Annotated in this window: 21 protein-coding genes and 1 rRNA gene; 13 read left to right on the plus strand and 9 right to left on the minus strand. The window is 53.8% G+C overall.

Annotation, left to right across the window (positions count from 1 at the left end; genetic code table 11):
• Positions 1–71 precede the first annotated feature (71 nt).
• Positions 72–1,611, minus strand: a 16S ribosomal RNA gene (locus ABTW00_RS23245).
• Positions 1,612–2,087: 476 nt separating this feature from the next.
• Between ABTW00_RS23245 and ABTW00_RS23250 the strand changes: the two genes are divergently transcribed.
• Both ABTW00_RS23250 and mdtD read left to right on the plus strand, forming a co-directional pair.
• Complete coding sequence (locus ABTW00_RS23250) at positions 2,088–2,792, plus strand: FadR/GntR family transcriptional regulator (protein ID WP_433637912.1); 705 nt, start codon at positions 2,088–2,090, stop codon at positions 2,790–2,792.
• Between the two features lie 10 nt (positions 2,793–2,802).
• A complete protein-coding gene (gene mdtD / locus ABTW00_RS23255) occupies positions 2,803–4,191 on the plus strand; it encodes a multidrug transporter subunit MdtD (protein WP_433637914.1) in 1,389 nt (462 codons plus the stop codon).
• Positions 4,192–4,193: 2 nt separating this feature from the next.
• On the opposite strand, the gene rbsR is transcribed toward mdtD, so the two are convergent.
• The 7 genes from rbsR to kup form a co-directional block, all read right to left on the minus strand.
• Complete coding sequence (rbsR, locus tag ABTW00_RS23260) at positions 4,194–5,186, minus strand: ribose operon transcriptional repressor RbsR (RefSeq protein WP_271447327.1); 993 nt, start codon at positions 5,184–5,186, stop codon at positions 4,194–4,196.
• 3 nt (positions 5,187–5,189) lie between these two features.
• Positions 5,190–6,119: a ribokinase gene (gene rbsK / locus ABTW00_RS23265; protein ID WP_065357328.1), complete on the minus strand. Its 930-nt coding sequence runs from the start codon at positions 6,117–6,119 to the stop codon at positions 5,190–5,192.
• Between the two features lie 111 nt (positions 6,120–6,230).
• On the minus strand, positions 6,231–7,121 hold the full coding sequence (rbsB, locus tag ABTW00_RS23270; RefSeq protein ID WP_064540553.1) for a ribose ABC transporter substrate-binding protein RbsB: 891 nt from the start codon (positions 7,119–7,121) through the stop codon (positions 6,231–6,233).
• Positions 7,122–7,148: 27 nt separating this feature from the next.
• Positions 7,149–8,114 (minus strand): ribose ABC transporter permease, encoded by a 966-nt coding sequence (rbsC, locus tag ABTW00_RS23275; protein WP_433637917.1) that lies wholly within the window; start codon positions 8,112–8,114, stop codon positions 7,149–7,151.
• A 5-nt stretch (positions 8,115–8,119) separates the two neighbouring features.
• Positions 8,120–9,625 carry a ribose ABC transporter ATP-binding protein RbsA gene (gene rbsA, locus ABTW00_RS23280; protein WP_433637919.1) on the minus strand — a complete coding sequence of 502 codons (1,506 nt, stop codon included), beginning with the start codon at positions 9,623–9,625 and terminating at the stop codon, positions 8,120–8,122.
• Positions 9,626–9,632: 7 nt separating this feature from the next.
• Positions 9,633–10,052 (minus strand): D-ribose pyranase, encoded by a 420-nt coding sequence (gene rbsD, locus ABTW00_RS23285; RefSeq protein ID WP_064540564.1) that lies wholly within the window; start codon positions 10,050–10,052, stop codon positions 9,633–9,635.
• Positions 10,053–10,226: 174 nt separating this feature from the next.
• Entirely contained in the window at positions 10,227–12,095 is a 1,869-nt protein-coding gene (kup, locus tag ABTW00_RS23290; protein ID WP_064540568.1) for a low affinity potassium transporter Kup, read from the minus strand.
• A gap of 219 nt (positions 12,096–12,314) precedes the next feature.
• On the opposite strand from kup, the gene ravA reads away from it, so the two are divergent.
• On the plus strand, positions 12,315–13,811 hold the full coding sequence (gene ravA / locus ABTW00_RS23295) for an ATPase RavA (protein ID WP_064540571.1): 1,497 nt from the start codon (positions 12,315–12,317) through the stop codon (positions 13,809–13,811).
• Positions 13,811–15,262 (plus strand): ATPase RavA stimulator ViaA, encoded by a 1,452-nt coding sequence (gene viaA, locus ABTW00_RS23300; RefSeq protein ID WP_433637923.1) that lies wholly within the window; start codon positions 13,811–13,813, stop codon positions 15,260–15,262. Before ravA ends, viaA begins: the two co-directional genes overlap by 1 nt.
• 5 nt (positions 15,263–15,267) lie before the next feature.
• Here viaA and asnA read toward each other — a convergent pair whose 3' ends face one another.
• On the minus strand, positions 15,268–16,260 hold the full coding sequence (gene asnA / locus ABTW00_RS23305) for an aspartate--ammonia ligase (RefSeq protein ID WP_065357333.1): 993 nt from the start codon (positions 16,258–16,260) through the stop codon (positions 15,268–15,270).
• Positions 16,261–16,411: 151 nt separating this feature from the next.
• Here asnA and asnC point away from each other — a divergent pair, with 151 nt between their 5' ends.
• The 9 genes from asnC to atpH all read left to right on the plus strand — a co-directional run bounded on the left by asnC (position 16,412) and on the right by atpH (position 23,592).
• Positions 16,412–16,870 (plus strand): transcriptional regulator AsnC, encoded by a 459-nt coding sequence (gene asnC / locus ABTW00_RS23310; RefSeq protein WP_035893632.1) that lies wholly within the window; start codon positions 16,412–16,414, stop codon positions 16,868–16,870.
• 88 nt (positions 16,871–16,958) lie between these two features.
• Positions 16,959–17,408: an FMN-binding protein MioC gene (mioC, locus tag ABTW00_RS23315; protein WP_065357334.1), complete on the plus strand. Its 450-nt coding sequence runs from the start codon at positions 16,959–16,961 to the stop codon at positions 17,406–17,408.
• Between the two features lie 372 nt (positions 17,409–17,780).
• Complete coding sequence (gene mnmG, locus ABTW00_RS23320) at positions 17,781–19,670, plus strand: tRNA uridine-5-carboxymethylaminomethyl(34) synthesis enzyme MnmG (protein WP_065357335.1); 1,890 nt, start codon at positions 17,781–17,783, stop codon at positions 19,668–19,670.
• Positions 19,671–19,779: 109 nt separating this feature from the next.
• Positions 19,780–20,403: a 16S rRNA (guanine(527)-N(7))-methyltransferase RsmG gene (rsmG, locus tag ABTW00_RS23325; protein ID WP_271447332.1), complete on the plus strand. Its 624-nt coding sequence runs from the start codon at positions 19,780–19,782 to the stop codon at positions 20,401–20,403.
• A gap of 614 nt (positions 20,404–21,017) precedes the next feature.
• Positions 21,018–21,398 (plus strand): F0F1 ATP synthase subunit I, encoded by a 381-nt coding sequence (gene atpI / locus ABTW00_RS23330; RefSeq protein ID WP_433637928.1) that lies wholly within the window; start codon positions 21,018–21,020, stop codon positions 21,396–21,398.
• Positions 21,399–21,406: 8 nt separating this feature from the next.
• Positions 21,407–22,222: a F0F1 ATP synthase subunit A gene (atpB, locus tag ABTW00_RS23335; protein WP_005121454.1), complete on the plus strand. Its 816-nt coding sequence runs from the start codon at positions 21,407–21,409 to the stop codon at positions 22,220–22,222.
• Positions 22,223–22,268: 46 nt separating this feature from the next.
• Positions 22,269–22,508: a F0F1 ATP synthase subunit C gene (atpE, locus tag ABTW00_RS23340; protein ID WP_000429386.1), complete on the plus strand. Its 240-nt coding sequence runs from the start codon at positions 22,269–22,271 to the stop codon at positions 22,506–22,508.
• A 65-nt stretch (positions 22,509–22,573) separates the two neighbouring features.
• Positions 22,574–23,044: a F0F1 ATP synthase subunit B gene (gene atpF, locus ABTW00_RS23345; RefSeq protein ID WP_064540589.1), complete on the plus strand. Its 471-nt coding sequence runs from the start codon at positions 22,574–22,576 to the stop codon at positions 23,042–23,044.
• 14 nt (positions 23,045–23,058) lie between these two features.
• Positions 23,059–23,592, plus strand: coding sequence for a F0F1 ATP synthase subunit delta (atpH, locus tag ABTW00_RS23350; protein ID WP_064540592.1), 534 nt, complete (start codon positions 23,059–23,061; stop codon positions 23,590–23,592).
• Positions 23,593–23,603: the final 11 nt, after the last annotated feature.

Genomic DNA, 23,603 nt, shown 5'->3' on the forward strand with positions numbered 1-23,603 from the left:
GAAAGTACATTCAGAAGTTCATCATTTACCAGACAATTTGTGTGAGCACTTCAAAGAACGTTTCTTTAAGGTAAGGAGGTGATCCAACCGCAGGTTCCCCTACGGTTACCTTGTTACGACTTCACCCCAGTCATGAATCACAAAGTGGTAAGCGCCCTCCCGAAGGTTAAGCTACCTACTTCTTTTGCAACCCACTCCCATGGTGTGACGGGCGGTGTGTACAAGGCCCGGGAACGTATTCACCGTAGCATTCTGATCTACGATTACTAGCGATTCCGACTTCATGGAGTCGAGTTGCAGACTCCAATCCGGACTACGACATACTTTATGAGGTCCGCTTGCTCTCGCGAGGTCGCTTCTCTTTGTATATGCCATTGTAGCACGTGTGTAGCCCTACTCGTAAGGGCCATGATGACTTGACGTCATCCCCACCTTCCTCCAGTTTATCACTGGCAGTCTCCTTTGAGTTCCCGGCCGAACCGCTGGCAACAAAGGATAAGGGTTGCGCTCGTTGCGGGACTTAACCCAACATTTCACAACACGAGCTGACGACAGCCATGCAGCACCTGTCTCAGAGTTCCCGAAGGCACCAAAGCATCTCTGCTAAGTTCTCTGGATGTCAAGAGTAGGTAAGGTTCTTCGCGTTGCATCGAATTAAACCACATGCTCCACCGCTTGTGCGGGCCCCCGTCAATTCATTTGAGTTTTAACCTTGCGGCCGTACTCCCCAGGCGGTCTATTTAACGCGTTAGCTCCGGAAGCCACTCCTCAAGGGAACAACCTCCAAATAGACATCGTTTACGGCGTGGACTACCAGGGTATCTAATCCTGTTTGCTCCCCACGCTTTCGCACCTGAGCGTCAGTCTTCGTCCAGGGGGCCGCCTTCGCCACCGGTATTCCTCCAGATCTCTACGCATTTCACCGCTACACCTGGAATTCTACCCCCCTCTACGAGACTCAAGCTTGCCAGTTTCAAATGCAGTTCCCAGGTTGAGCCCGGGGATTTCACATCTGACTTAACAAACCGCCTGCGTGCGCTTTACGCCCAGTAATTCCGATTAACGCTTGCACCCTCCGTATTACCGCGGCTGCTGGCACGGAGTTAGCCGGTGCTTCTTCTGCGAGTAACGTCAATCGCTGTGGTTATTAACCACAACGCCTTCCTCCTCGCTGAAAGTACTTTACAACCCGAAGGCCTTCTTCATACACGCGGCATGGCTGCATCAGGCTTGCGCCCATTGTGCAATATTCCCCACTGCTGCCTCCCGTAGGAGTCTGGACCGTGTCTCAGTTCCAGTGTGGCTGGTCATCCTCTCAGACCAGCTAGGGATCGTCGCCTAGGTGAGCCGTTACCCCACCTACTAGCTAATCCCATCTGGGCACATCCGATGGTGTGAGGCCCGAAGGTCCCCCACTTTGGTCTTGCGACGTTATGCGGTATTAGCTACCGTTTCCAGTAGTTATCCCCCTCCATCGGGCAGTTTCCCAGACATTACTCACCCGTCCGCCACTCGTCACCCGAGAGCAAGCTCTCTGTGCTACCGTTCGACTTGCATGTGTTAGGCCTGCCGCCAGCGTTCAATCTGAGCCATGATCAAACTCTTCAATTTAAGTTTGATGCTCGTGAATTAAACTTCGTAATGAATTACGTGTTCACTCAGAGACTTGGTATTCATTTTTCGTCTTGCGACGTTAAGAATCCGTATCTTCGAGTGCCCACACAGATTGTCTGATAAATTGTTAAAGAGCAGTTGCGACGCGGCTTACAGCTCACCGTCGCGAGGTGGCGTATATTACGCTTTCCTCTTTCAGAGTCAAGCATTTAATTTTGCTTTTCTCCGTCGAGATCCTCAGGAGAACCTCGCTGACCCGGCGGCTTGTTTGCCGTTGTTCCGTGTCAGTGGGAGCGCATTATAGGGAGTTTATTCTGCCTGACAAGGGGAAATTTGAATTATTTTATCGCTCGCTATTTTTTTCATCAAATTGCTTATGAATACGCCGTAAAATGCCCGGATTGCTGTTTTTAACACCGATTCAGCACGTCAAATGGCATACTAAAGAAAGATAAATAATAGGAATGGCATTTATGTCTCTAAGCGCACAGCAACTGGCCGCTCAAAAGAACATCTCCTGGGTCCTGGCTGAGAAAATAGCCCAGAAGATATTAACCGGTGAGTATCCCCCGGAAAGCATCCTCCCCGGCGAGATGGAGCTAGGTGAAATTTTCGGCGTCAGCCGAACCGCCGTTCGTGAGGCGGTAAAAACGCTGTCAGCAAAAGGTATGCTGCTTCCTCGTCCGCGCATTGGTACCCGCGTGATGCCGCAAGCTCACTGGAATTTTCTGGATACTGAACTGATCTCCTGGTGGCTGACGACGGATAACTTCCAGGACGTCATGAAACACTTCCTGGTGCTGCGACGCAGCCTGGAGCCGCAGGCATGCATGCTGGCCGCCACGCTCGGCACCGCCGAGCAGAAAGCCCAGCTCAATACCTTAATGGAAGAGATGGCGACGTTGGAGAAAACATTCGACCGCGAGCGCTGGATCGATATCGACACCTCCTGGCATGAACACATCTATGAAATGAGCGCTAACCCGTTTCTGACATCATTCGCCAAACTGTTCCACTCGGTGTACCACATCTATTTTACCTCTATTACCGAAGATGAGGTGATTGAACTGGCGAGCCACCAGGCCATTGTTGATGCGATACAGGAAGGCGACGGCCCACGGGCATACCAGGCCTGCCAGGCCCTATTAAACGCGCCACATATTCTGGCCGCAGAATAAAGGACAGCGAATGACTGAGAAGAAAGCGCGGAGTATGGCCGGGCTACCGTGGATAGCCGCGATGGCCTTCTTTATGCAGGCGTTAGACGCCACCATTCTGAATACAGCGCTGCCCGCTATCGCGCACAGCCTCAACCGATCGCCACTGGCGATGCAATCAGCGATTATCAGCTACACCCTTACCGTAGCCATGCTGATCCCGGTAAGCGGCTGGCTTGCTGACCGCTTCGGTACCCGACGCATCTTTATGCTGGCGGTCAGCCTGTTTACTCTTGGGTCACTGGCGTGTGCGCTTTCAACTTCGCTCGGCGAACTGGTGATCTTCCGTATTGTTCAAGGGATTGGCGGCGCCATGATGATGCCCGTCGCCCGTCTGGCGTTGCTGCGCGCCTACCCGCGTAGCGAACTACTACCGGTGCTTAACTTCGTCACCATGCCGGGGCTGATAGGGCCTATTCTGGGCCCGGTACTGGGTGGCGTTTTTGTCACCTGGGCGACCTGGCACTGGATTTTCCTCATCAACATACCGATCGGCGTTATTGGCATGCTGTACGCACGAAAATACATGCCGAACTTCACAACGCCGCGGCGACGCTTCGATCTCTCAGGATTCCTGCTGTTTGGTTTAAGCCTGGTGCTGTTCTCCATCGGGATGGAGCTGCTCGGCGAGCAGATTGTGTCGGGTTGGGTCGCTCTGATGGTGGTACTGTTCAGTATTATTTTGCTGCTGGCCTATATTCGCCACGCGCGTAAGCATCCTACGCCGCTTATCTCTCTGGGCTTATTTAGAACGCGGACGTTCTCGGTCGGTATTGCAGGCAACCTGGCGACACGCCTGGGCACCGGCTGCGTGCCGTTCCTGATGCCGCTGATGCTGCAGGTCGGCTTTGGCTATCCGGCACTGATTGCGGGCATCATGATGGCACCCACGGCAATCGGCTCTATCGTGGCAAAATCAACCGTCACCCAGGTGCTACGCCGGTTGGGCTATCGGAAAACGCTGGTCGGCGTCACGCTGTTTATCGGCCTGATGATCGCACAGTTTTCACTACAATCGCCGTCAATGCCGGTGTGGATGCTGATTCTGCCGCTGTTCGTGTTGGGGATGGCCATGTCGACGCAGTTCACTTCGATGAACACCATTACGCTTGCCGACCTTTCCGACGACAACGCCAGCGGTGGTAACAGCCTGCTAGCCGTCACACAGCAATTGTCGATTAGCCTTGGGGTGGCGATCAGCGCCGCGGTGCTGCGCTCGTATCAAAGCATTGTGGGCTCGACGATTGAGCAGTTCCACTACACCTTTATCACCATGGGTGTGATAACGGCGGTGTCAGCGCTGATGTTCATGCTGCTGCGCCCGAAAGATGGACGTAACCTGATAAAAGAAAAACACTAGCCTCACACGGACCCGCGCACCACCAGCTCGGGCGTCAACTGCATACGCTGCTGTTTTTGCCCGGGCTGCGCGATACGATGAATCAGGACATCGATCGCCAGTTCGCCCAGTTCGTCTTTGGGTTGGTGAATGGTGGTGAGCGGTGGCGTCATATAGCGCGCCAGTTCGATATCATCGTAGCCAATCACCGCCATATCCTGCGGAATACGTAGACCAGCCTGATACAACGCCTGATAAACGCCCACCGCCATAGCATCATTTCCAACGAAAACCGCATCCGGACGTTCAGGATGTGCCAGCAGTTTCTGCATCGCGTCGAACCCGCCGCCAAACTCAAAATTGCTGGTAATTTCATAGCCAGGCAGAATTGGCAGTTGCGCGTTATGCATGGCTTCCCGATACCCTTCCAGACGCAGTCGCGCCGGGGTTTTATCCAGAGGACCGGCAATACAGGCAATGCGCGTATGGCCACGCTCGATCAGATAGCGAGTCGCCATATCGCCGCCCAGCAGCGAGTTATCCTGAATCAAGTCGCTATCGCCGTCGAACGGTGCCCAGTCCATCATCACGGAAGGAATAGACGGATAGCGCTGCATAATTTCCAGCGATGGCTGATGCGTTTCGGTGCACAGCAGCAGCAACCCGTCGACACGCTTTTGCATCAGCGTTTCCAGGTTGCGGTTCATCCGCTGTTCGTCGCCTTCGGTATTGCATAGCACCAGACTGTAGCCGCGCTCGAAACAGCTGCGCTCCACGCCGCGCACCAGCTCTGAATAAAAGGGATTGGTACTGGCGGTAATCAACATACCGATGGTGTGGGTCTGATTCAGCTTGAGGCTACGCGCCAGCGCCGACGGCGCGTAGTTCAGCTCTTTGATGGCCGCATCAACCTTCTCGGTTATCGCATCGCTGACAAACCGGTCTTTGTTGATGACATGAGATACCGTGGAGGTGGAAACGCCCGCCAGGCGAGCAACATCCTTCATCGTGGCCAAGCATTACCCCTGCTGACGTAAAAATTCGTCGATCTCTTTACGCCAGGGCACAGAGGGCTGTGCGCCTTTGCGTGTAACAGCAATAGCCGCAGCAGCGTGTGCAAAGCGCAGCGCGTCGGCCAAGGGCGTATTCTCCAGCAACGCAGTCATCAGCGCGCCGTTAAAAGTATCGCCCGCGGCAATGGTGTCGATAGCCTGCACTTTAAAGCCGGGTACGCGACGCCCTTCTCCCTTAACGCTGGCCCATACGCCGCGGCTGCCAAGGGTAATAATCACCGTGTCGATACCTTTCGCGTGCAGTACCTGTGCGGCCTTCGCGGCATCGTCATCGTTTTCCACCCGAACACCGGTTAACTTCTCAGCTTCGGTCTCATTGGGGGTAATGATATCCACCAGCGACAGCAGTGTATCCGGCAGCGCGCGAGCGGGGGCCGGGTTCAATACCACGGTGGTATTATTCTGGTGGGCAATCTGTGCCGCCAGCAGTACGCTATCCAGCGGTGATTCAAGCTGCATCAGCAACGCATCTGCCTCGGCAATACGCTCACGCTGCGCTTCGACCAGCGCAGTGGACAGTGCGGCGTTAGCCCCCGCGTGAATACCAATCACGTTCTCGCCTTCGCCGTTCACGAAGATCAGCGCCACGCCGGTCGACTCACCGGCTACCGCGCTCACGGGCGCAATGTCGATGCGGTCAACCTGCAACTGTTTACGGATACGCTCACCGATATCGTCATCGCCAGTGCAGGCAATAAACGCGATATCCGCGCCGCTGCGCCCGGCTGCAACCGCCTGGTTCGCGCCTTTACCGCCAAACGCGACCTGATAATGGCTACCGGTGACGGTTTCGCCAGGCGTCGGGAAAGATTCAAGATTGAGAATGTGATCGGCATTGATGCTGCCAAGGACGACGAGTTTGCCTGCGGTTTTCATTTTCAGAGTGTCCGGTAAGATGCGCCACCGGCATCCCGGTGGCGCGTGCCCTGCTTTTCTTTTATAGATGTAGTCCCTCAGGCTGTGAGAGCCTGAATCGCATTCACGTTATTACTGCTTAATTACCAGCTTCAGGTCAACAGGATATTTTGCCTGTACCTTTTCGCCTTTCAGCACTTTGTCGGCGGTTTCCACGCCTTTAGCACCAATCTGATCAGGCAACTGCGCGATAGTCGCTGCCAGTTTACCGTCGTTTACCGCTTTTTCGCCATCCGGCGTACCGTCAAACCCGACTACCATCACATCGGATTTACCGGCAGTTTGCAGCGCACGCAGCGCGCCCAGCGCCATTTCGTCGTTCTGTGCGAATACGGCCTTCACATCCGGATGTGCCGTGAGCAGGTTCTGCATGACGTTCAGACCTTTAGTACGGTCGAAGTCTGCCGGCTGGCTGGCCAGCACGTTAAATTTATGAGCCGCCACGGCCTGCTGGAAGCCTTCACCACGCTCGCGCGCGGCGGAAGTCCCGGCAATGCCTTGCAGTTCGATGACTTTAGCGCCTTCACCGGCTTTTTTCGCGATGTAGTCACCGGCGATTTTACCGCCCAGTACGTTATCGGAAGCAATGTGGCTCACAACGTCACCTTTAGAGGCCACGCGGTCGAGGGTAATCACCGGGATTTTCGCCTGGTTTGCCATCTTGATGGCGTTACCCACCGCGTCGGAGTCCGTCGGGTTGATCAGCAGAATCTTGGTGCCACGAACCGTTAAATCCTGAACGTTAGCCAGCTCTTTCGCCGGGTTGTTCTGTGAGTCCAGAACCACCAGGTTATAGCCCAGTTTGTCCGCTTCTTTCTGCGCGCCGTCCTTCAGAGAGACAAAGAACGGGTTATTCAGGGTAGAGATAACCAGTGCAATGGTATCTTTCGCCATCGCGTTCGCACTGACGGTGGCGCTCAGCGCAACCGCGGAAACCAGGGTAGCCAGTTTTTTCATATTCATATCTAAGATGTCCTGTAGTGTCGTTTGTTACTGCTTTTTGTTGTCCACCAGCACCGCCAGCAAAATGACGACTGCTTTAACGATCATCTGGTAATAAGAAGAAACGCCTAACAAGTTCAAACCGTTGTTCAAGAACCCAAGAATCAGCGCACCGATAAGCGTGCCGACAATACGACCTTTACCGCCCGCCAGGCTGGTACCGCCCAACACTACCGCCGCGATGGCATCCAGCTCATAGCCGGTACCCGCAGTCGGTTGTGCCGAGGAGAGGCGCGCTACTTCAATAATCCCCGCCAATGCCGACAGTAACCCGCACAAAGAGTAGACGATAATTTTGACTTTATTGACGCTGATACCGGAAAGACGCGTTGCCGCCTCGTTACCGCCCAGCGCATAGATATAACGACCTAAGCGGGTGTGGTGCAGCATGTACCACGCCGCGAGGAAGACAATCGCCATGATCCACACCGGCGTAGGGATCCCCAGCGGGCGACCAATACCGAACCAGCCAAACACATCGGCGTTGTCGGTAAAGCCGGTATTGATCGGGCTACCGTTGGTGTACACCATGGTCACACCGCGCAGCAGCAGCATCATCACCAGCGTAGCGATAAACGCCTGCACCCGGCCTTTCGCTACGATCACGCCGGTAACGGCCCCAATTGCGGCACCTAATGCGAGTGCGGCAGCAACCGCCACCAGCGCATTAACTTCGATACCCACAATCGAGGCGGCGACCGCGCCGGTCAACGCCAGCAGAGAACCGACGGACAGGTCGATCCCCGACGTTAAAATGACCAGCGTCATCCCAACCGCCATGATCGCATTCACGGAGGTTTGCTGCAGGATGTTGAACAGGTTATTGACGGTAAAAAAGTTGGGGCTCATGGTCGAGACAATCGCTATCAGCACCAGCAGAGCTATCAGCGATTTTTGCTCCAGCAGCCATGCCTTAGTGAAATAGCGGCGACCCGCCACAGACTGGGTTGTCATCTTTTTTACTCCTGATTCACGCGGTTAAGCTTGCCCACTGCGGCAGCCATTAATACTTCCTGGGTGGCCTGCTCGCGTGAAAACTCACCGCCGAGATGCCCTTCATGCATCACAATAATGCGATCGCTCATCCCCAATACTTCCGGCATCTCCGAGGAGACCAGAATAATGCTCAGGCCGTCGGCCTTGAACTGGTTGATAAGCTGATAAATTTCTTTCTTCGCGCCCACGTCAACGCCGCGCGTCGGCTCATCGAGGATCAGTACCTTCGGACGCGTCATCAGTCCGCGCGCGATGGCGACCTTTTGCTGATTACCGCCGGAGAGCAGACCGATCGCTTGCTCCATGGAAGGCGTTTTGACGTTAAACAGACGGATAAAATCACTCACCGCCTGCTGTTCGTCTTTATGCTTCAGGCCACCACCGGCGCGGCTGAAATAGCGCAATGCCGTCAGCGACATGTTCTCTTTCACCGACATGCCCAGCACCAGGCCATCACGCTTACGGTCTTCGGAAATATAGACAATGCCGTTTGCCAGACCATCCTGCGGTGAACGCGTCACCACTTCATGGCCGTCGAGCGTCACGTAGCCGCTGGTTCGCGGCAGCGCACCGTACAACACTTTCATTAACTCGGTGCGCCCGGCGCCCATCAGCCCGGCCACGCCGAGAATCTCCCCTTTGCGCAAGGTAAAGGAGACGCTGTTCACGCCCGGCCCGCACAGTGCGTCCACCTTCAGGCGGATCTCACCCGGCTCTTTGTCCAGATGCGGATATTGATCTTCGAGTTTGCGGCCCACCATCATCTCAATCAGCAGATCTTCATTCAGGCTGGCGACTTCGCGTTCGGCAATAAACTGCCCGTCGCGGAAGACCGTCACGTCGTCGCAGATCTCGAAAATCTCTTTCATGCGGTGGGAGATATAGACAATCCCGCGCCCCTGCGATTTCAGCTCGCGGATGACGCGGAACAGGGATTCGGTTTCGGTGTCGGTCAGCGCATCGGTCGGTTCATCCATGATGATGACCTTTGATTCAAAGCTCAGCACCTTGGCAATTTCGACCATCTGCTGATCGCCGATCGAGAGGTCACCCACCAGACGGTCGCTCTTAAAGCGCAGATTGAGTTTGGCCAGCAGAATATCGGCCTCGGCATACATCTTCTTCCAGTCTATTTTGCCAAAGCGATTCACAAACTCACGGCCGAGGAAAATGTTCTCGGCAATCGTCAGCTGCGGGATCAGGTTCAGCTCCTGGTGGATGATGCCAATACCGGCTTCCTGTGAGGATTTTGGGCCGTTAAAGGTGGTCTCTTGACCCAGCCATAATAAAGAACCGGCGTCGCGGGTGTAGATCCCGGTCAGCACCTTCATCATGGTGGATTTACCTGCGCCATTTTCGCCCACCAGCGCCATCACGCGGCCAGCGTAGACGTTCAGCGCGGCGCCGGAGAGCGCTTTGACGCCCGGGAACGATTTATCGATCCCTTTCAGTTGTAAGAGTGCGTCCATGATGGCCTCAGAAGGTGACGCCAGCACAGAGAATGATATTCGCATACGGGGAACATTCCCCGCTGCGAATCACCGCCTGACTGTCTGCGGTTTGTTGTTTGAACTGCTCGTGCGAGACGTAACGAACGTCAATGCAATTTCCCTGGTGTTGCTGCAGTTGCTCGATGTGCTTGAGCAACGTTTCGTGAAGCTGCGGATTATGTTGTTGAATTTCCGCGGCGAGAATGGCGGCCTCGACCTGCATCTCTTGCGTCACCACGCCCAACACCTGCATGAAGGTGGGAACGCCCTGGGTTAGCGCCATATCAATGCGCGCCGTGCTACGAGGGATAGGTAAACCCGCATCGCACACCACCAGCGTATCGGTATGACCCAAACGGGAAATAACCGACGAGATTTCAGAGTTGAGTACCGTACCTTTCTTCATATTGTTTTCTTGCTCCACTAGCGAAACGTTTCGCTGTCATAAGTGTAGTCTGAAGAACGCGCAGAAAACCATCATCAGGTTATAGAAATGTGATCGATATCGAAACGTTTCGCGAACAAAGAAGAGGGGATAAAAAAACACCCTCCGTCAAAATGAGGGAGGGTGTTGATAGCGTTAAATTTCGACCTGGGTGCCCAGCTCAATAACGCGGTTTGGCGGGATCTCGAACTGATCGGGCGCGCGCAGCGCGTTGCGCTGGAGCAGCAGATACAGCTTACCGCGCAGGCGCAGGTACCACGGACGCTTGCCGACAATCAGCGACTCATGCGACATAAAGAACGACGTCTCCATCATCCGGCAGCTTAAACCTTCCAGACCACAGCGGTGGAACACCTCTTCCACATTTGGCGTTTCACGCCAACCGTAGCTGGCCACCACGCGCCAGAAAGTTGGCGAGAGCTGCTCAATCTGCACGCGTCTCACGTTGTGCACGTACGGCGCATCTTCAGTACGCAGTGTCAGCAGAATAACGCGCTCATGAAGCACCTTGTTGTGCTTGAGGTTATGCAGCATGGCAAACGGAATGACGTTCAGCGCGCGCGACATATATACCGCGGTGCCCGGCACGCGGACCGGCGGCGATTTCTCCAGCGAGGCGATCATCGCTTCCAGAGAGTTGCCGTGTTCGTGCATCCGGCGCAGCAGGCGGAAACGCTCGCTTTTCCAGGTGGTCATGATGGTGAGCATGATCAGCGCTAACGTCAGCGGCAGCCAACCGCCGGAGACGATCTTATCCAGGTTCGCCGAGAACAGCGGAATGTCGATGCACATAAACGCCACAAACAGCAGCGCGACAAAGAACTTATTCCAGTGCCAGTTTTTACGCGCCACCGTGGTAAACAGAATGGTCGTCAGGACCATCGTCCCGGTAACCGCAATCCCATACGCCGCTGCCAGGTTTGAGGAGTGCTCAAAGCTAACAATCACGATAACCACGGAGATATAGAGCAGCCAGTTGATGAACGGAATATAAATCTGCCCCGATTCCATCTCTGAAGTATGGATAATGCGCATCGGCGACAGATAGCCCAGACGTACGGCCTGGCGCGTCAGCGAGAAGACGCCGGAGATCACCGCCTGAGAGGCGATAACCGTCGCCAGGGCGGCGATAATCAGCATTGGAATCAACGCCCACTCGGGCGCCAACAAGAAGAAGGGGTTCTTAATCGCTTCCGGATGCTTGAGCAGTAGTGCGCCCTGCCCAAAGTAGTTCAGCACCAGCGACGGCAGTACCACCGAGAACCAGGCCAAACGAATCGGCAGCTTCCCGAAGTGCCCCATGTCGGCATACAGCGCTTCCACACCGGTAATCGACAGCACCACCGCCCCCAATGCAATAAAGGAGACGGTTTTGTATTGCAGGAAGAAATTGACCGCCCAGTATGGATTCAATGCCTGCAACACTTCCGGGTTGGCGATAATACTGCGCGCGCCGAGGCCTGCCAGCAGCAGGAACCAGATGAGCATAATCGGCGCAAACAGTTTACCGACCATGCTGGTACCGTGCTTCTGAATCGCAAACAGCAACGTCAGGACAATAATCGAGATGGGAACGACCCAGGTATCGAGCTGCGGGGCGATAATTTCCAGACCTTCTATCGCCGACATCACCGAAATCGCCGGGGTGATAACCACTTCGCCATAGAAGAAGCTACCGCCAATCAGCCCAAGAATGACCAGGACAGAAGTCGTGCGCGCAGACGTATTACGCCCCGCCAGAGACATCAGCGTCAGGATCCCCCCTTCGCCGGCGTTATCTGCCCGCATCACGAAGGTGATGTATTTGAGAGATACCGTTAACAGCAATAGCCAGAAGATTAATGACAGAAAGCCAAAAACCGCGTCACGTTCGACGCCAAAACCAAACTGGCCAGATAAACATTCACGAAGCGTATAAAGAGGGCTGGTACCAATATCGCCGTATACCACGCCAATTGCAGCGAGTGTAATCGCTGATAAAGATTGTTTCTTATCAGTGCTCATAGACTAGTCTTTCGTTTACGAAACAAATGTGTGCCTAGTCCCTTGGCCCACGAAAAGCGCACAGTATGCACGATTAGCGTCAAAATCGTACCCCTTAATCACGTCATATTAACCTGCCTCAAGAAACTGTGAGGTACTATTCAGGCTATTCACCTAAAGACTTAAACGTCTATACTCAGCCAGTTAGCTGATTAAACGGCGAAAGGACGCAAGTTAATTATGGCCCAACCACATTTATTAGCAGAAAGAATTTCGCGGCTGAGTAGCGCGCTGGAGAAAGGGCTATTTGAACGTAGTCACGCCATTCGCCTCTGCCTACTGGCAGCCCTGAGCGGCGAAAGCGTCTTTTTACTTGGCCCACCGGGGATCGCGAAAAGTCTAATTGCTCGCCGTCTCAAGTTCGCCTTCCAGCACGCCCGCGCGTTCGAATATCTGATGACCCGCTTCTCCACGCCGGAAGAGGTCTTTGGGCCGCTCTCTATCCAGGCGTTAAAAGATGAAGGCCGCTATGAGCGCCTGACTGCTGGCTATCTGCCAGAGGCTGAGATCGTCTTCCTTGATGAAATCTGGAAAGCGGGCCCGGCCATCCTGAACACCTTGCTGACCGCCATCAACGAACGTCACTTCCGCAACGGCGCCAGCGTTGAAAAGATTCCCATGCGCCTGCTGGTCACCGCTTCGAATGAATTGCCGGAAGCCGAAAGCAGCCTCGAAGCATTGTATGACCGTATGCTGATTCGCCTGTGGCTCGATAAAGTGCAGGATAAGGGCAATTTCCGCTCGATGCTGATTAGCCAGCAGGACGAAAACGACAACCCGATTCCGGCGAATCTTCAGGTTACCGACGAAGAGTACTTCCAGTGGCAGAAAGATATTGGCAACGTGAAGCTGCCGGATGCGGTGTTCGAGCTGATTTTTACCCTTCGCCAGCAGCTGGATAACCTGCCAAATGCGCCTTACGTTTCCGATCGTCGCTGGAAAAAAGCGATCCGTCTGCTGCAGGCCTGCGCTTTCTTCAGCGGCCGCGACACGATCGCGCCTATCGATCTGATCCTGTTAAAAGAGTGCCTGTGGCACGATGCGGAAAGCAGAAATCTGCTGCAACAACAAATAGATATTTTGATGACAGGGCATGCATGGCAGCAGCAGGCCATGCTCAACAAGCTGGGTGCCATCACCCAGCAGCGCCTGCAAATTCAGCAGCAGCAAAGCGATAAAACCGCGCTGAAAGTCACCCGTCTGGGCGGCATGTTTAGCCGCAAACCGCATTATGAGCTGCCGCCGGAGATTCAAACGCCAACGGTGACCCTGCTGCTCCAGCAGCCGCTAAAGCTGCACGATATTGAGGTCATTCACATTACCTTCGAGCGCCAGGCGCTGGAGAACTGGCTGGAAAAGGGCGGTGAAATTCGCGGTAAGCTCAACGGTATCGGTTTTGCGCTGACGTTAAATATGGAAGTGGATGCCGCACAGCATCTGGTCGTGCGCGATATCAGCCTTCAGGGTACACGTCTGTCGCTGCCGGGTTCGGGTTCAGCAGAAAGTATGCCGACCGAGATCCGCCAGCAGCTGCTCGCCTTAGATGAAGAGTGGCACCAGCAGCACAACCGCTTTAGCGAACAGCAAAAATGTCTGTTCATTCATGACGAGTGGCTGGGACGCATCGAAGCCAGCCTTCAGGACGTGGCCGCGCAAATTAAGCAGGCGCAGAGTTAATGCTGACTATCGACACGCTCAACGTCATGCTGGCGGTCAGCGAAGAGGGGATGATTGAAGAGATGATCATCGCCCTGCTGGCTTCCCCGCAGTTGGCCGTGTTCTTTGAAAAATTTCCACGCCTGAAAAGCGCCATTACCGACGATCTTCCCCGCTGGCGCGATACTTTCAGAAACCGACTCAAAGATGCCCCGGTGCCGCACGAGCTGGAAGAGGAGGTCATCTGCTATCAGCAGAGTCAGCTTCTCTCCACCAGCCAGTTTATCGTGCAGCTGCCGCAGATTGTGGCGCTGCTCACCCGCGTACAGTCGCCTTTTGCGGCTCAGGCTCAGCAACTGGCGGCAAATAACGCCACCTTTACCCCTGCGCTACACACCCTTTTCCTGCAACGCTGGCGCTTAAGTCTGGTCGTTCAGGTCACCTCCCTGAACCAGCAACTGCTGGAAGAAGAGCGCGAGCAGCTGCTGAGCGAAGTGCAGGAGCGGATGACGCTAAGCGGACAGCTGGATCCGGTGCTGGTGGAAAACGACAGCGCCGGTGGGCGGCTGTGGGATATGAGCGCCGGACAGCTTAAGCGCGGCGATTATCAGCTGATTGTGAAATACGGTGAGTTTCTCAGCCAGCAGCCTGAGCTGCTGCGCCTGGCTGAACAGCTGGGCCGTTCGCGCGAAGCCAAATCGGTACCGAAGAAAGATTCCCCGATGGAGACTTTCCGTTCGCTGGTGCGCGAGCCCTCCACCGTGCCCGAACAGGTCGATGGCATCCAGCAAAGCGACGATATTCTGCGTTTACTGCCGCCGGAGCTGGCAACGCTTGGGATCACCGAGCTGGAATATGAATTTTACCGGCGGCTGGTGGAGAAACAGCTGCTAACGTACCGTCTGCACGGCGACGCCTGGCGCGAGAAGGTGACCGAGCGTCCGGTCGTACATCAGGACGTCGATGAACAGCCGCGCGGGCCGTTTATCGTCTGCGTGGATACGTCCGGTTCGATGGGCGGCTTCAACGAACAGTGCGCAAAAGCGTTCTGCCTCGCGCTGATGCGCGTGGCGCTGGCGGACAACCGTCGCTGCTACATTATGCTGTTTTCCAGCGAAGTGGTGCGCTACGAGTTAACCGGTCGTCAGGGTCTGGAGCAGGCAATCCGCTTTTTAAGCCAGCGATTTCGTGGTGGTACCGATATGGCCAGCTGTTTCCGCGCCATTATCGAGCATCTGCAAAACCCGCAGTGGCAGGATGCCGACGCGGTGGTGATTTCAGATTTTATCGCCCAGCGGCTACCGGATGAGGTGGTCAAAAAGGTGGGGGATCTTCAGCATAAACATCAGCATCGTTTTCACGCGGTGGCGATGTCCGCCCATGGCAAACCCGGGATCATGCGCATTTTCGATCATATCTGGCGCTTTGATACCGGGTTAAGAAGCCGCCTGCTGAGACGCTGGCGGCGATAGATTAGTTACAGCAGAGCGGAGACGCTTTCACGTACCTGAGCCGGCCATACGCCGCACTGCACCTGGCCGATATGAGGCAGTTGCAGCAGCAGCATCGTCAGACGAGACTGGCCAATACCGCCGCCGATAGTCTGCGGCATTTCGCCACGCAGCAGCGCCTGGTGCCATTCCAGCTGTAAACGGTCTTCGTCGCCGGTTATCTGCAGCTGATGTTTCAGCGCTTTCGCATCCACGCGGATCCCCATTGAAGAGAGCTCAAACGCGTCTTCCAGCACCGGGTTCCACACCAGAATATCGCCGTTCAAACCCGTCAGGCCGGAGGCGGTCTGGGTGCTCCAGTCGTCATAGTCCGGCGCACGTACATCGTGGCGCTGACCATCGGACAGTTTACCGCCGATACCAATCAGGAATACCGCGCCCAGCTCTTTGGCGATGGCGCGCTCGCGCCCTTTTGCATCAAGGCCAGGATAGCGGCTCAGCAGCGTTTCGCTGTGCACAAAGTGAATTTGTTCTGGCAGGAACGGTGTCAGCCCAAACTCTTTGCTTACGGCAGCTTCGGTTTCTTTAATGCCCGCCCAAATCGCCTTTACGGTGCTTTCCAGCGTGCCGGCGTGGCGTTCGTCATCTCCCATCACACGTTCCCAGTCCCACTGGTCAACGTAAACGGAATGAATCGGAGAGAGTCGGTCTTCATCGGGGCGAAGGGCCTTCATGTGCGTGTACAGCCCTTCGCCCGCGCTGAAGTCGTGTTGTCCCAGGGTTTGACGTTTCCACTTCGCAAGGGAATGAACCACTTCGAACTGGGCATCTGGCAGTGTTTTCACTTTCACCTGAACCGCCTTCTCGCAACCAGACAGGTTGTCCTGCGTCCCATCCCCCACGCGGCTTAAGATCGGCGCCTGAACTTCTACGAGCCCTAGCTTCTCTTCCAGCTGACGGGAAAAATAGGATTTAACGAAACTGATCTGGCGTTGTTTTGCGATGTATGCGGTTTTCATTATTTTTACTCCTGCGTCCTGTTGCCATTGATTAAGCAACAAAATAGGGCATCAATTCAATAATCAAACAATAAAAAGCCTTATCGACTTTTGATTCATTAAAATAAGAGGCTAAAATAGAGAGAATCATTAATCTTCATAAGAAAAACCTATGGAAAATTATCAGATCGACAATCTGGATCGCGGCATTCTTGAGGCTCTGATGGCCAATGCCCGTACCGCCTACGCCGAATTGGCCAAACAGTTTGCCGTTAGCCCAGGCACCATCCACGTTCGCGTAGAGAAGATGAAGCAGGCCGGGATCATTACCGGCGCGCACGTCGACGTCAGCCCCAAACAATTAGGTTATGACGTGGGCTGCTTTATCGGCATTATTTTGAAGAGCGCGAAAGACTACCCGTCGGCGCTGGCGCGGCTGGAAAGCCTGGATGAAGTGACCGAGGCGTATTACACCACCGGGCACTACAGCATCTTTATTAAAGTGATGTGCAAATCGATCGACGCGCTCCAGCAGGTACTTATCAACAAGATCCAAACAATTGATGAAATTCAGTCCACTGAAACGCTGATCGTCCTGCAGAACCCGATCATGCGTACCATCAAGCCCTGATCGCTTTTTTTAATCCCACATTTTTCCACAGGTAGATCCCAGCTCGCTCACAGCGTACAATGCGCCTTCTTTATAAAGGTGGGCGAGCATGGCAGACATCACTCTAATCAGCGGCAGCACGCTTGGCAGTGCTGAATATGTTGCGGAACATCTGGCGGAAAAGCTGGACGACGCTGGTTTTTCCAGCGAAATGCTGCATGGCCCAATGCTGGATGAAGTTCCTGCTGAAGGGATCTGGCTGGTGATCAGCTCCACACACGGTGCGGGCGACATTCCTGACAACCTGCTTCCTTTATATGAAGCATTATGCGAGCAGAAACCGGATCTCTCCCAGGTTCGCTTTGGTGCCATCGGTATCGGTAGCCGTGAATATGACACGTTTTGCGGCGCGATCGACAAACTGGAAGCCGAACTGAAAGCGTGTGGCGCAAAACAGGTGGGTGAAACGCTGCGGATCAACGTCCTTGAACATGAGATTCCGGAAGATCCGGCTGAAATTTGGCTGGGATCATGGCATCCATTGCTCAGAGATTTGTAAAGATCGTACTTTTTTATGTGGATAACTCTGGTTAAAAGCTTGGATCAACCGGTAGTTATCCAAAGAATAACCGTTGGCTAGTTTTTGAGTTGTGTATAACCCTTCACTTTGATCCCAGCTTATACGGACCAGGATCACCGATCATTCACAGATAACGATCCACCTTAAACGGTTGATCTTAATGTCTGGATCGCACTTATCCACAGAGACTGGCGATCCTAATAAGAGATCACAATAGAACAGATCTCTAAATAAAAAGATCTTCTTTTTAATACCCAGGATCCAGACGCTTTCTCCATCGACTAAAGTTGAGTAGAATCCACGCCCGGACTTCAATCCATTTAAAAACCGCAGTACGCGAGGCAAACCACCATGTTTTATCAGGATCCTTTTGACGTCATCATCATTGGCGGGGGTCATGCAGGCACTGAGGCCGCGATGGCCGCAGCGCGAATGGGTCAGCAGACCCTGCTTTTGACACACAATATCGACACCCTGGGGCAGATGAGCTGCAACCCGGCGATTGGCGGCATTGGGAAGGGACACCTGGTAAAAGAAGTGGATGCGCTTGGCGGCCTGATGGCAACGGCGATCGACCACGCCGGTATTCAGTTTAGGATACTAAACGCCAGCAAAGGCCCGGCCGTTCGCGCCACTCGTGCTCAGGCGGATCGCGTGCTCTACCGTCAGGCAGTCCGTACCGCGCTGGAGAACCAGCCCAACCTGATGATCTTCCAACAGGCGGTTGAAGATCTGATTGTCGAGAACGATCGTGTTGTTGGCGCCGTCACCCAGATGGGCCTCAAATTCCGTGCAAAAGCGGTCGTGCTGACCGTCGGGACCTTCCTGGACGGCAAAATCCATATTGGCCTGGATAACTACAGCGGTGGCCGTGCTGGCGATCCGCCATCCATCCCGCTGTCTCGCCGTCTGCGCGAACTGCCGCTGCGCGTCAGCCGCCTGAAAACGGGGACGCCGCCGCGAATTGACGCGCGCACCATCGATTTCAGCGTATTGGCTCAGCAAAACAGCGATGATCCTATGCCGGTCTTCTCGTTCCTCGGCGAAGTGTCTCAACACCCGCGCCAGATGCCGTGCTACGTCACGCACACCAACGAGAAAACCCATGACGTGATCCGTAATAACCTCGATCGTAGCCCGATGTACGCAGGCGTGATCGAAGGTATCGGCCCACGCTACTGCCCGTCGATCGAAGACAAAGTGATGCGCTTTGCCGATCGTAACCAGCACCAGATCTTCCTGGAGCCGGAAGGGCTAACCTCCAACGAAATTTACCCGAACGGTATCTCCACCAGCCTGCCGTTTGACGTACAGATGCAGATCGTCCGCTCGATGCAGGGGATGGAAAACGCGAAAATCGTCCGTCCTGGCTATGCTATTGAGTACGATTTCTTCGACCCGCGTGACCTGAAACCGACGCTGGAAAGCAAATTTATTCATGGTCTGTTCTTTGCCGGGCAGATCAACGGCACCACCGGCTACGAAGAAGCCGCGGCGCAGGGGCTGTTGGCGGGTCTTAACGCCGCGCGGCTGTCCGCAGAGAAAGACGGCTGGGCGCCGCGTCGCGATCAGGCTTATCTTGGCGTACTGGTGGATGACCTCTGTACGCTGGGAACTAAAGAACCGTACCGTATGTTCACCTCTCGCGCCGAATATCGTCTGATGCTGCGTGAAGATAACGCCGATCTGCGCTTGACCGAAATTGGTCGCGAGCTGGGAATGGTGGATGACGTCCGTTGGGCACGTTTCAACGAGAAGCTGGAGAACATCGAGCGCGAGCGCCAGCGTCTGAAGTCGACCTGGGTAACGCCATCGGCGGAATCAGCAGCCGAAGTGAACGCTCACCTGACAGCGCCGCTGTCCCGCGAAGCCAACGGTGAAGATCTGCTGCGTCGTCCGGAAATGACCTACGAGCAGCTGACTTCCCTGGCGCCGTTCTCTCCAGCGCTGGAAGATGCCCAGGCGGCAGAGCAGGTGGAAATTCAGGTGAAATACGAAGGTTACATCGCGCGTCAGCAGGACGAGATTGAAAAACAGCAGCGCAATGAAAACACGCTGCTGCCAGCCACCCTCGACTATCGTCAGGTGAACGGGCTGTCAAATGAAGTCATTGCCAAGCTCAACGATCACAAACCGGTTTCGATCGGCCAGGCGTCGCGTATCTCCGGGATCACCCCGGCGGCAATTTCGATTCTGCTGGTATGGCTGAAAAAACAAGGTCTGCTGCGCCGCAGCGCTTGATTACCGCCCCGGCGGCTCTTCTGGCGAGCATCTTACGCTCGCCCACTTGATTCATCGGCCCGGTACGCGTCATGCTACCGGGCAGTTATTTTCTGATAGGGTCATCAACGTGCTCAACAAACTTTCTCGTCTGCTGGATGAAGCAGGTATTTCGCTCACCGATCACCAGAAAAATCAGCTTGTTGGCTATGTCGATATGCTGCACAAGTGGAACAAAGCGTACAACCTGACGTCGGTACGCGATCCTAACGAGATGCTGGTGCGCCACATCCTCGACAGCATTGTGGTGGCGCCGTCGCTGAAAGGTGAACGCTTTATTGATGTTGGCACCGGACCGGGGCTGCCGGGAATTCCGCTGTCTATCGTTCGTCCGGATGCGCACTTTACGCTCCTCGATAGTCTGGGCAAGCGCGTTCGCTTCCTGCGTCAGGTCCAGCACGAGCTTGCGCTAACTAACATCACGCCGGTACAGAGCCGCGTTGAAGCGTTTCCGGCCGAGCCGCCGTTTGATGGCGTTATCAGCCGCGCCTTCGCGTCGCTGAACGATATGGTGAGCTGGTGTCATCACCTGCCGGGTCAAGAAGGCCGTTTTTATGCACTAAAAGGCCAGTTGCCTGAAGATGAGATTACGCAGCTTCCGCCGCAGTTCAGCGTCGAATCCATTGTTGAACTGCGGGTTCCTCAGCTGGAAGGGGAGCGTCATTTGGTGATTATTGCACCAAAGAAAATTTAATATTTATCAAAAAAAGTAGAAAAAAAATGCGGTCTCTGGTGTTAACAAATTGGCGACACAACGCGCCAGCGACCTGCTTAATTTAACTCGTATTTAACGTGTTTTTATCTTCTCAATAACCAAGCTTTTTTTGTTAATGATGAAAATAGTAAACATGGAAAATATCAGCTTGCTATAAGTCATCACGTTAGCCATTTTGTCATGTTAATAATTTATTATGAATGTCAATGAATGGTTTTTGTTCTGTTTCTACGTGTTTTTAAAAGAGTGCTCTGATTTCGTCTTAGATATCAAAACGATGAGATGTCATCTTTTGCTACGTTGATACAGATGATGAGCGCTAAAATGTTTAATATGTGATCTTGTGCACGCTTTGTAGCCACTGTTTTAGCTGTATTTGCAGTTTTGTACGATCGTTCACACTTTGGCGAAAAGTAGAAAAATAGCGTGAATGAAAAATATTTAAATATTTATTCACGTTTTGGCTACTTATTGTTTGAAATCACGGGGCGTCACCGTATAATTTGACCGCTTTTTGATGCTTGACTCCGAGCTTTAAAGAACGTTTTATACGACACGCGGCATACCTCGAAGGGAGCAGGAGTAGAAACGTGATGTCTATGTCGCTCGTGAGTCGAAACGTTGCTCGTAAGCTTCTGTTCATTCAGCTTCTGGCAGTGATAGCAAGCGGATTGCTGTTCAGCCTAAAAGACCCCTTCTGGGGCATCTCCGCCGCGTGTGGAGGCCTGGCAGTGTTACTGCCTAATATGTTGTTTATGATTTTTGCCTGGCGTCACCAGGTGAATACACCCGCGAAGGGCAAAGTGGCCTGGACGTTCGCCTTCGGCGAAGCGTTTAAGGTGCTAGCGATGCTGGTGTTACTGATTGTGGCGCTGGCGGTTTTAAAGGCGGTATTCTTACCGCTGATCGTTACATGGATTTTGGTGCTAGTTGTTCAGATACTGGCACCCGCTGTAATTAACAACAAAGGGTAAAAGGCATCATGGCTTCTGAAAATATGACGCCGCAGGAATACATAGGGCACCACCTGAATAACCTTCAGTTGGACCTACGTACTTTCTCGCTGGTAGATCCGCATAACCCCCCAGCCACCTTCTGGACGCTCAATATTGACTCCATGTTCTTCTCGGTGGTGCTGGGTCTGTTGTTCCTGCTTATGTTCCGTAGCGTTGCCAAAAAAGCGACCAGCGGCGTACCAGGTAAATTTCAGACCGCGATTGAGCTGGTAATCGGCTTTGTTCATGGCAGTGTCAAAGACATGTACCATGGCAAAAGCAAGGTTATCGCCCCGCTTGCCCTGACTATCTTCGTCTGGGTCTTCCTGATGAACCTGATGGACTTACTGCCTATCGACCTGCTGCCGTATATTGCTGAGCATATACTGGGCCTGCCGGCGCTGCGCGTGGTTCCGTCTGCGGACGTAAACATTACCCTGTCTATGGCACTGGGCGTGTTTATCCTGATTCTGTTCTACAGCATCAAAATGAAAGGCATCGGTGGCTTCGCTAAAGAGCTGACACTGCAGCCGTTCAATCACTGGGCATTTATTCCTGTCAACTTAATCCTTGAAGGGGTAAGCCTGCTGTCCAAACCAGTATCTCTGGGTCTGCGACTGTTCGGCAACATGTATGCCGGTGAGCTGATTTTCATTCTGATTGCTGGCCTGCTGCCGTGGTGGTCACAGTGGATTCTGAATGTGCCTTGGGCCATTTTCCACATCCTGATTATTACGCTGCAAGCCTTCATCTTCATGGTTCTGACGATTGTCTATCTGTCGATGGCGTCTGAAGAGCATTAATTTACCAACACTACTACGTTTTAACTGAAACAAACTGGAGACTGTCATGGAAAACCTGAATATGGATCTGCTGTACATGGCTGCCGCTGTGATGATGGGTCTGGCGGCAATCGGTGCTGCGATCGGTATCGGCATCCTCGGGGGCAAATTCCTGGAAGGCGCAGCGCGTCAACCGGATCTGATTCCTCTGCTGCGTACTCAGTTCTTTATCGTTATGGGTCTGGTGGATGCTATCCCGATGATCGCTGTAGGTCTGGGTCTGTACGTGATGTTCGCTGTCGCGTAGTAAGCGTTGCTTTGAATTAAGTAAGAGCAATATCAGAACGTTAACTAGATAAGAGGCATTGTGCTGTGAATCTTAACGCAACAATCCTCGGCCAGGCCATCGCGTTTGTCCTGTTCGTTCTGTTCTGCATGAAATACGTATGGCCGCCATTAATGGCTGCCATCGAAAAACGTCAAAAAGAGATTGCTGACGGTCTTTCTTCTGCAGAACGAGCTAAAAAGGATTTGGACCTTGCACAGGCCAATGCGACCGACCAGCTGAAAAAAGCAAAAGCGGAAGCCCAGGTTATCATTGAGCAGGCGAACAAACGTCGCTCCCAGATCCTGGACGAAGCCAAAGCTGAAGCAGAGCAGGAACGTACTAAAATCGTGGCACAGGCTCAGGCAGAAATCGACGCCGAGCGTAAACGTGCTCGCGAAGAACTGCGTAAGCAAGTCGCTATCCTGGCTGTTGCTGGCGCCGAGAAGATCATCGAACGTTCCGTGGATGAAGCTGCTAACAGCGACATCGTGGATAAACTTGTCGCTGAACTGTAAGGAGGGAGGGGCTGATGTCTGAATTTGTTACGGTAGCTCGCCCCTACGCCAAAGCAGCTTTTGACTTTGCCGTCGAACACAAAAGCGTAGATCGCTGGCAGGACATGCTGGCGTTTGCCGCCGAAGTGACGAAGAACGAACAAATGGCAGAGCTTCTGTCTGGCGCACTGGCGCCGGAAACGCTCTCTACGTCGTTTATCGCAGTATGCGGTGAGCAACTGGACGAAAACGGTCAGAACCTGATTAAGGTGATGGCTGAAAACGGTCGTCTTAAAGTGCTCCCTGATGTTCTTGAGCAGTTTGTACACCTGCGCGCCGCGAGTGAAGCTACCTCTGAGGTAGAAGTCATTTCCGCTAATGCGCTGAGTGAAGAACAGCTCGCGAAAATCACCGCCGCGATGGAAAAGCGTCTGTCACGCAAAGTTAAGCTGAATTGCAAAATCGATAAGTCTGTAATGGCAGGCGTTATCATCCGAGCGGGTGATATGGTCATTGATGGCAGCGTACGCGGCCGTCTTGAACGCCTTGCAGACGTCTTGCAGTCTTAAGGGGACTGGAG

The sequence above is a fragment of the Kluyvera georgiana genome, assembly GCF_050990895.1.
Taxonomy (GTDB): Bacteria; Pseudomonadota; Gammaproteobacteria; order Enterobacterales; family Enterobacteriaceae; genus Kluyvera; species Kluyvera georgiana.